This is a genomic window from Streptomyces sp. NPDC050504 (assembly GCF_044458065.1).
Classification (GTDB): domain Bacteria; phylum Actinomycetota; class Actinomycetes; order Streptomycetales; family Streptomycetaceae; genus Streptomyces.
In genome coordinates, this window is the sequence record NZ_JBITHO010000003.1 from 769,323 (window position 1) to 778,335 (window position 9,013).

Annotated in this window: 8 protein-coding genes and 1 riboswitch; of the genes, 4 read left to right on the plus strand and 4 right to left on the minus strand. The window is 70.2% G+C overall.

The window, feature by feature from the left end; translation table 11 throughout:
• Positions 1-94: 94 nt before the first annotated feature.
• The 3 genes from ACIBNE_RS14355 (at position 95) to ACIBNE_RS14365 (ending at position 1,857) form a co-directional block, all read left to right on the plus strand.
• A complete protein-coding gene (locus ACIBNE_RS14355; RefSeq protein ID WP_399271661.1) occupies positions 95-310 on the plus strand; it encodes a DUF5326 family protein in 216 nt (71 codons plus the stop codon).
• 282 nt (positions 311-592) lie between these two features.
• On the plus strand, positions 593-1,318 hold the full coding sequence (locus ACIBNE_RS14360) for an IclR family transcriptional regulator (RefSeq protein ID WP_399271467.1): 726 nt from the start codon (positions 593-595) through the stop codon (positions 1,316-1,318).
• 101 nt (positions 1,319-1,419) lie between these two features.
• Positions 1,420-1,857 (plus strand): SsgA family sporulation/cell division regulator, encoded by a 438-nt coding sequence (locus tag ACIBNE_RS14365; protein ID WP_399271465.1) that lies wholly within the window; start codon positions 1,420-1,422, stop codon positions 1,855-1,857.
• A gap of 34 nt (positions 1,858-1,891) precedes the next feature.
• Here the strand turns inward: ACIBNE_RS14365 and ACIBNE_RS14370 are convergent, their stop codons facing one another.
• The gene (locus ACIBNE_RS14370) at positions 1,892-3,229 is read right to left on the minus strand and encodes a YibE/F family protein (protein ID WP_399271464.1); all 1,338 of its coding nucleotides are present in this window, start codon (positions 3,227-3,229) and stop codon (positions 1,892-1,894) included.
• Between the two features lie 73 nt (positions 3,230-3,302).
• Positions 3,303-3,429, plus strand: a riboswitch (TPP riboswitch).
• On the opposite strand from ACIBNE_RS14370, the gene thiC reads away from it, so the two are divergent.
• Positions 3,422-5,215, plus strand: coding sequence for a phosphomethylpyrimidine synthase ThiC (gene thiC, locus ACIBNE_RS14375; protein WP_399271463.1), 1,794 nt, complete (start codon positions 3,422-3,424; stop codon positions 5,213-5,215). It overlaps the preceding riboswitch by 8 nt.
• Positions 5,216-5,273: 58 nt before the next feature.
• Here thiC and ACIBNE_RS14380 read toward each other — a convergent pair whose 3' ends face one another.
• The 3 genes from ACIBNE_RS14380 to ACIBNE_RS14390 all read right to left on the minus strand — a co-directional run bounded on the left by ACIBNE_RS14380 (position 5,274) and on the right by ACIBNE_RS14390 (position 8,732).
• Entirely contained in the window at positions 5,274-6,104 is an 831-nt protein-coding gene (locus tag ACIBNE_RS14380) for a hypothetical protein (RefSeq protein ID WP_399271462.1), read from the minus strand.
• A gap of 183 nt (positions 6,105-6,287) precedes the next feature.
• Positions 6,288-7,385: a metallophosphoesterase gene (locus ACIBNE_RS14385; protein ID WP_399271461.1), complete on the minus strand. Its 1,098-nt coding sequence runs from the start codon at positions 7,383-7,385 to the stop codon at positions 6,288-6,290.
• A 234-nt stretch (positions 7,386-7,619) separates the two neighbouring features.
• The gene (locus ACIBNE_RS14390; protein WP_399271460.1) at positions 7,620-8,732 is read right to left on the minus strand and encodes a LacI family DNA-binding transcriptional regulator; all 1,113 of its coding nucleotides are present in this window, start codon (positions 8,730-8,732) and stop codon (positions 7,620-7,622) included.
• Positions 8,733-9,013: the final 281 nt, after the last annotated feature.

Genomic DNA, 9,013 nt, shown 5'->3' on the forward strand with positions numbered 1-9,013 from the left:
GTCCCGCGCCTAGCATCGAATCAGGAAGCGGCGGTAGCGCCGGGCACGCCGCGCGAGCGGTGCGGAGACAGCGAGGGAGAGGGCCATGGCAGACGTGCGAGAGGTGTTCAAGGGGATGCCCTGGTGGGTGAAGTGGGTCGCCGTGCCCGTCATCGCGCTGTTCGTCTTCGGCAGCCTGATAGCGAGCGTGGTCGGCTTCGTGATCGGCCTGCTCTTCAAGGCCCTGCTCTTCGTGGCGATCGTCGGCGGCCTGATCTACGTCGTACGGAAGTTCATGTCGTCCTCGACGAACCGCGGCGACAGCTGGTGAACGGGGCGTGTGCGGGTTAGCCCGGCCGGGGGAACGCTCCGGGCGAAACCCCACCCGCGACCGGGGGCTGCCGATAGAGTGACGACCCTCTGCCGCCTCCTGGGAATCAAGGGCCGGTGACCGCCAAGTCCGGTGATTGCCACGGTCGTTCGAATGGAGACCCAGGCTTGTGGTGGGCGCGCGGGGGAGGCCCCCGCGGGCGGGCCGGCAGCCCGTCAGCACGCCTGGGGGTGCCCTTTGGCCACGCCATCGCATTCGGCGGTACCCACCCTGATCGGGTCGGTGCAACGGGCCCTGCGGCTGCTGGAGGCCGTCGGCTCCCACCGGGACGGCGCCCCCGCCAAACAGCTGGCGCGCGAGGCCGGACTCCCCCTCCCCACCGCGTACCACCTGCTGCGCACCCTGACGCACGAGGGATATCTGCGCCGCGAGAAGGGCGTGTTCCTGTACGGCGACGCGGCCGAGCGGCTGGCCGGTGGCGGAGCGCAGCAGAATCGTCGCACCAAGATCAGTGACTCGCTGGAGCACTGGCGGGACGTCATCGGCGTCCCGGTCTACTTCGCGGTCTACCGCGAGGGGGAGATCGAGCTCGTCGCCGTCGCCGACACCCCCAACGCCCCCGCCGTCGAGGAGTGGGCGGACTTCCGCGAGACCGGCCACGCCCACGCGCTGGGCCAGTGCCTGCTGAGCCAGCTCGACGAGAAGAGCCGCCAGGACCACCTCGACCGGCACCCCGTCCAGCCCGTGACGCGCTACTCGGTGCCGGGGCAGCGCGCGCTGATGGAGCGGCTCGGCTCGATGGAGCGCATGAAGCCGGTCATCGAGCGCCAGGAGTACGCGCTGGGGACGGTCTGCGCGGCGATTCCGATTACTGTCGGTACAACTGCCGCGACCATGGCCATTTCTCTCCCCGTGCACCAAGAAGGCCGTCTCCTCCCCGCAGTTGAGCAGTTGCGGAGCGAAGTGGGGGCGCTCGTGAGCTCCCTGGCCTTCTCTATCAGTATCTGAAAACTCACTCCTTGTGATCTGTTAGCGGGTACAGCACGATGGCGTCAAGAGAGCCAGTGGGGATCATTCCTGGCCAGTTTCATCTACTGCGGGGTTAGGCAATGCTCGAATCCGTTCAGGCAGAGGTCATGATGAGCTTCCTCGTCTCCGAGGAGCTCTCCTTCCGTATCCCGGTGGAGCTCCGGTACGAGATGCGCGATCCGTACGCAGTACGCATGACCTTCCATCTGCCCGGCGATGCCCCCGTCACCTGGGCGTTCGGCCGCGAACTGCTGCTCGACGGGCTCGGCAGGCCGAGCGGCGACGGCGACGTGCACGTCTCCCCCGCGGAGCCGGACAACCTCAGCGACGTCCACATCCGGCTCCAGGTCGGTGGCGACCGGGCGCTCTTCAGGGCCGGGGCCGCGCCGCTGGTCGCCTTCCTCGACCGGACCGACAAGCTCGTGCCGCTCGGCCAGGAGCGTGCGCTCGGTGAGTTCGAGGTGCACCTGGAGGAGGCCCTGGGCCGGATCCTGGCCGAGGAGCAGAGCGCGGGCTGACCCCGCCCGCCCCGTACGGAAGGGGCCGTCGCCGCTACTTCTTGCGGCGGCGGCCCCTTCCGCCGCGTACGGGGGCCGCCGCGGCCCCGGCCCCGCTCGGCCGGTCGGCCGAGACGACCAGCGCCGCCAGCACGGTGGTCACCGGCACCGAGGCGACCAGGCCGATCGAGCCGATCAGCGTCCGGACGATCTCCTCGGCCACCAGCTCGCTGTTGGCGACCGTCCCCACGCTGGACTGCGCGATCGAGAAGAGCAGCAGCAGCGGCAGCGCGGCGCCCGCGTAGGCCAGTACGAGCGTGTTCACGACCGACGCGATGTGGTCCCGGCCGATCCTGATGCCCGCCCGGTACAGCTTGCGGACGCCCATCGTCGGATCCGCCTGGTGCAGCTCCCAGACCGCCGACGTCTGGGTGACCGTCACGTCGTCCAGGACGCCCAGCGAACCGATGATGACGCCCGCGAGCAGCAGCCCCGACATGTCGATGTTCGGGTAGAGGCCGTGGATCAGCCCGGTGTTGTCGTCGGTGTTGCCGCTGAGGAACGCCTGGCCGATGAAGAGCGAGCCGAGCAGCCCGATCAGCAGCAGCGAGATGAGCGTGCCGAGGACGGCGACGGAGGTGCGGGCGGTGAGGCCGTGACAGGCGTAGAGCGCGATCAGCATGATCGTGCTCGCCCCGACCACCGCCACCACCAGCGGGTTGGAGCCCTGGAGGATCGCCGGGAGGATGAACAGGGTCAGTACGGCGAAGGACACGGCGAGCGCGATCAGCGCCATCACGCCCTTCATCCGCCCGACCGCGACCACCGCGAGCGCGAAGATCCCGGCCAGCAGTGCCATCGGGAACTTCCGGTTCACGTCGGTCACCGAGTACTGGAGCTCGCGGGGCGCGTCCGGGGCGTACGCCACCACCACGCCCTGACCGTGCTCCAACTGGCGCGGTGCGCCGGGCTGGACGATCTCGACGAAGGTGCGGCCCTTGTCCTTGCCGCTGGTCACCTCGACCGTGGCCTTCTTGCACCCCTTCCGCTCGGCGCCGGCCGCCTTGCCGCCCTGTGCGGTGGACGGGTCACCGGCGGGCGGCACCTGACCGGCGTTCACGTCCTTGCAGTCGACCGCCTCGACCTTGGCGACCCTGCCCGTCTCGGTCTGCCGGTCGAAGCCGACCCCGGTGCGTTCATGGGCGGGGGCGCCGCCCGGCCACAGGACGCACAGCCCGACGAAGACCGCGGTGGCGAAGGGGATCAGGACCGCGGCGATGACCTTCCGCAGGTGCTTGGAGACGGGCGCGGCGGGCCCGTGGCTGTGGGAGTGGCCGTGGGAGTGGGCGGGGGCGGGGGGCTCGGCCTCGGGCGCGTGGTGTGGGGACGTCACCGACCGATCATCGCAAGAACGGACGGGGCCCTCTGTTCAGCGCGCCAGCGAGGACGCTAGCGTGGGGGCAAAACCTTGCACACGCGGGAGCTCGGAGCACCGGGCTGAGAGGGCGCTGACGACGACACGGGTCGCAGCTGCGCCGACCGCCGAACCTGTTACCGGGTAATGCCGGCGTAGGGAGTAGGTCTCATGACCACATCGGACGCACGCACGCCTGCCTCCACGCAGAACGAGGCCGGGAAGTCCATCGGCTGGCACAAGGGATACGTCGAGGGCTCGCGCCCCGACCTCCGCGTGCCGGTCCGTCAGGTGCACCTCACCAACGGCAAGGACGTGACGCTGTACGACACGTCGGGGCCGTACACCGACCCGAACGTCGACACCGACGTGCGGCGCGGGCTGCCTCCGCTGCGGGACAACTGGATCATCGGGCGCGGCGACACCGAGGAGTACGCGGGCCGCCCGGTCCGCCCCGAGGACGACGGGATCAAGCACACCGCGCCGCGCGGCGGTCTGCGCAACCTCGACGCGGTCTTCCCCGGCCGCCCGCGCCAGCCCCGCCGGGGCCGCGACGGGCAGGCGGTGACCCAGCTCGCGTACGCCCGCAGGGGCGAGGTGACGCCGGAGATGGAGTACGTCGCGATCCGCGAGAACGTCTCCCCCGAGGTCGTCCGCGAGGAGATCGCGGCCGGGCGCGCGGTGCTGCCGGCCAACGTCAACCACCCGGAGATCGAGCCGATGATCATCGGCAAGCGGTTCCTGGTGAAGGTCAACGCCAACATCGGCAACTCCGCGGTCACCTCCTCCATCGAGGAGGAGGTGGAGAAGATGACCTGGGCGACCCGCTGGGGCGCCGACACGGTCATGGACCTCTCCACGGGCCGCAACATCCACACCACCCGCGAATGGGTGCTGCGCAACTCCCCCGTGCCGATCGGCACCGTGCCGCTCTACCAGGCCCTGGAGAAGGTCGACGGCAAGGCCGAGGAGCTGACCTGGGAGATCTACAAGGACACGGTCATCGAGCAGGCCGAGCAGGGCGTCGACTACATGACGGTCCACGCGGGCGTGCTGCTGCGGTACGTGCCGCTGACCGCGCGCCGCAAGACCGGCATCGTCTCGCGCGGCGGCTCGATCATGGCCGCGTGGTGCCTGGCACACCACAAGGAGTCGTTCCTCTACGAGAACTTCGAGGAGCTCTGCGAGATCCTCGCGGCGTACGACGTCACGTACTCGCTCGGCGACGGGCTGCGCCCGGGGTCGATCGCGGACGCCAACGACGAGGCGCAGTTCGCCGAGTTGAAGACGCTGGGCGAGCTGAACACCATCGCCAAGCGCCACAACGTGCAGACGATGATCGAGGGCCCCGGGCACGTCCCGATGCACAAGATCAAGGAGAACATCGACCTCCAGCAGGAGATCTGCGAGGAGGCGCCGTTCTACACGCTCGGCCCGCTGACCACGGACGTCGCCCCGGCGTACGACCACATCACCTCGGGCATCGGCGCCGCGATGATCGCCTGGTGGGGCACGGCGATGCTCTGCTACGTCACGCCCAAGGAGCACCTGGGCCTGCCCAACCGCGACGACGTGAAGACCGGCGTCATCACGTACAAGATCGCGGCGCACGCGGCGGACCTCGCCAAGGGGCACCCGGGCGCACAGGACTGGGACGACGCGCTCTCCGACGCGCGCTTCGAGTTCCGCTGGGAGGACCAGTTCAACCTGGCCCTCGACCCGGACACGGCGCGGGAGTTCCACGACGAGACGCTGCCCGCCGAGCCCGCGAAGACGGCGCACTTCTGCTCCATGTGCGGCCCCAAGTTCTGCTCGATGAAGATCTCGCAGGACATCAGGCGCGAGCACGGCGGCGACCTCTCGTCCGAGGGGTCAGCGGCGGAGGAGATCGAGGCGGGCATGGCGGAGAAGTCCAAGGAGTTCGCCGAGGCGGGCAACCGGGTCTACCTCCCGATCGCCAACTGAACAGAGCGATGTTTCACGTGAAACCGTGAAACGGGTGCGGCCCCGGTGCGCCCGTCCGTCATTCGGGCTGGTGCTCGGGGCCGCCGTAGTCGGGACTCGTGAAGTCGGGGCTGGTGAAGGTCGGCCGGGGCCCGGCCACCGGCCCCTCGTTGGGGCTCGCGAAGTCGGGGCCGCTGTAGCCGACCTTCGGTATGCGGCCGCTGGACCGGTAGGGCTTGCGGTTCGACGTCGGGTCGACGCTCGGATCGGCCAGGGCGTCCCGCAGGAAGGGCAGCAGACCGCGCTCCAACAGGGCGTGGCGCCAGGCCTCGCGGGCGCGCGACACCTCCTCGGTCAGTCCCTCCTCCTCGTCGACCGCGGGTTCCTGGGTGGAGCTGTTGCGCAGGGCGGCGATGAGCAGGGCCACGGCGGCTACCAGGATGCTGGCCGCCGTGACGGCCCCGAAGAACCAGCCCGCCGCGACCAGGGTGTCAGCGAAGACGGGCGCGGGGCTCAGCATCTGAAGGAGGTAGCCGACGATCAGGAAGATCGCGGCGGATGCGCCCGCGAGGACGGGTGCCAGGACGGTGACGACCGCGGCGACTCCCGCTCCCGACCCGGCCGCCGCGTCCGTCATGGGGTCGGGGTCGGAGTCGCGCGTCGAGAGCGGGTCCTCGGGCGCGCGCAGTTCGTCGCGGGCCTTCACGTAGTGGTCGTACTCGGCTGCGGCGGCCGCGGTGATCAGCGCGGTGGCGTTCAGCGCCATGGTGCGCAGCTGTTCCAGGTTGAGCCGTTCGCCCACAGAGGCGAGGTCGGGCCGGTCGTGCGCGTGGCGCAGTGCGTCGTCGAGGATCCGCTCGAACTCCGGGCGGTCCTCGGTCAGCAGGTGCGGAGCGCTGTTCATGTGCATCCCCCGATGCTCCGTAGGGCCGGATTGCCCGCGATGACCGGGCGATTGGGCGAAACGGAGGAGAGCCTGCTACGGATACGCCGATGGTAGAGCGGTTACGGCACGGGGTGACAGGGGCTTTCCAGAAATAGGGCCCAATGGTCGCGGTGCTTCCGGTCGTACGGGCGCCTGCCCAGAGAACCGTCAGTCATGCAGGGGAAGTTGGACCACCAGCAACTTACCGGCCATGGTCACTCCGCCGTCCATGGCGATGGCGAGCCCGTCGGCGTACACGTGGGGGCCCTCGACGACCGGTCCTGCCGAGTCGTCGCCGTCCTCGGATCCGACCTCTCCCAGCAGGTAGGGGATGGGGCTGTGGCCGTGGACGACGCGCTCGCCGCCGTAGGTCGACAGCAGTTCCCGTACGGCCGTGGAGCCGCCCTCGTCGCGGAAGGCGAACCGCTTGGTGAACTTCCGGAAGAGGTCCCAGCACTCGTCGGCGTCGTTGCGGGTGAGGATCGCGTGGACGGTGTCGTTGACGTCCTCGATGGTGGAGCCGTATTCGAGGTAGGCGGTCGTGTCGGAGTGCAGGAGCAGGTGCCCGTCCTCCTCGACCACGGCGTCGAGCCGGGACATCCACTGGAGGTGCACGTCCTGGAGGCGGTCCATGTCGGACTTCTGGCCGCCGTTGAGCAGCCAGGCCGCCTGGAAGGTGGCGGTGCCCGCGCCGGAGTTCACCGGGGTGTCGCCGAAGCGCTTGGCGCCCAGCAGCAGCAGTTCGTGGTTGCCCATGAGGGCCTTGCAGTAGCCGCCCGCGGCGGCCGCCTCGGCGGAGAGCCGCATCACCAGGTCGATGACGCCGATGCCGTCGGGGCCGCGGTCGGTGAAGTCGCCGAGGAACCAGAGGCGCGCGTTGCCCGCGGACCAGTTGCCGGCCTCGTCGATGAGGCCCTGCTCGTGGAGGGCGGCGACCAGCTCGTCGTAGTAGCCGTGGACGTCGCCGACGACGTAGAGCGGGCCGAGGCCGTTCTCGCCGGGCGCGGGGCGCTGCTGCGGCACGGTCTCCATCTTGACGGTGTCGCCCCTGTTGATCACGGGGAGGTCGCGCGCGGTCGGCGTGTACCCCTCCGGCGGCTCGCCCTCGGGGAAGGCGTTGCCGGGGTGCCCGCTGTGCGCCGAGGGCTCGGCGGCGGACTGTGCTGCGGGAGCCTGGGCGTACGGCGGCACACGGAAATCGCGCAACGTCGCCGTCCGCACCACGGGTCCCTGACCGGCCCCCTGAGTCATCGACCCCTCCACCACCGTCGCACCGCCGCACACCTCACGGCCCTACCTGGTCGGGGTGGTCCGCGGTGTCGTCCGCCCATCATAGGAATGCGGCTGGCGCTCTGTGACTCACCAGGGGTGGTCAATCCGAGTGCACCCCTGGTTCGTCGACTGTTTCGCCCGGAATGGGCAGATCGGTCCCCCGTCGGTCGCCCGCTGCTCCCTCCCGTTGTCCGTCGGTTTCCCCTCGGTTCGCGGTCCCGGGCCCGTTCAGTCCCCGGCGGGGGACCGCGGCGGGCTCACCGTGGTGCGGGGAGGGCGCCGCATCGACGAGGTCCGGACGATCAGTTCGGTCGGTATGACCTGCTCCACGGGCCGGTCGGCCTCCAGTCCCTCGATGGCGTCGATGAGGAGCTGGACGACGGCCGTGCCGATGCGGCGCGGCTTGAGCGAGAGCGTGGTGATGGGCGGCTCGGTCGCGGCGTACACCGTGGATTCGCTGCAGCAGACCAGGAGCAGGTCGTCGGGGACGCGCAGCCCGTAGCGCCGGGCGGCGGCCAGGAGGTCGGTGCCGTTGGGGTCGAAGAGGCCGTAGACGGCGTCGGGGCGGTCCGGACGGGCCAGGAGGCGGTCGGCCGCCACGGCTCCCGCACAGGGGTCGTGGGCGGGGTAGGACTCGTAGACGGGGTCCTGGCCGACGCGCTCGCACCAGCGCAGGTACGCGGTGGTGGAGAGCCGGGTGTAGGTGTCGGTGGTGGTGCCGGTCAGGAGGCCGATGCGGCGGGCTCCTGCGTCGGCGAGGTGGTCGAGGAGTTCGAGTACGGCGGCCTCGTGGTCGTTGTCGACCCAGGCGGTGACCGGCAGGGAGCCCGCCGGGCGGCCGTCGGAGACCACCGGGAGGCCCTGGCGGACCAGCTCGGTGACGACGGGGTCCTGGTCGGACGGGTCGATGACGACGGTGCCGTCGAGGGCGACGTTCGACCAGACGTCGTGTCTGGAGGTGGCGGGGAGGATGACCAGGGCGTAGCCGCGGGCGAGCGCGGCGGACGTGGCGGCTCTGGCCATCTCCGCGAAGTACGCGAATTCGGTGAAGGTGAAAGGTTCATCCCCGTAGGTCGTCACGGTCAGGCCGATCAGTCCTGACTTGCCGGTACGGAGCGTGCGGGCCGCGGCGGACGGGCGGTAGCCCAGCCGGTCGGCGACCTCGCGGACGTGGCGGCGGGTGGCGTCCGGGAGCCGGCCCTTGCCGTTGAGCGCGTCGGAGACGGTCGTGATGGAGACACCGGCGGCGGCGGCGACGTCCCGGATGCCCGCACGCACCTGTCGGTTGCCCCGCCGGGGTGTGTCCGTCCGGCTCACCTGGTGCTTCCCTGCTGCTGTCATGGCAGGCCGATAGTAGGGCTCGCACGGCCGGGCTGGCCGATCGCATATTCACGCGTTGACAGGCACGTTTCTGCAAGGTGTTAACTGATCAATGACCTTGGAAATAAAGGTAGTTGGTGGGTCCGGCGGTAGAGTGATGGGTGGCGACTCGTGTGTGCCTGACAAAAGACCGAGGTCTCGAAGAGGTCTCAACTCACCTCTACGGGTGACGCGCGCCACGGCGCGAGCCACCGGCGCACGCCAGGGCGGCGAGCGCCCCCTGCTTCCGGGGCCCGCTTTCC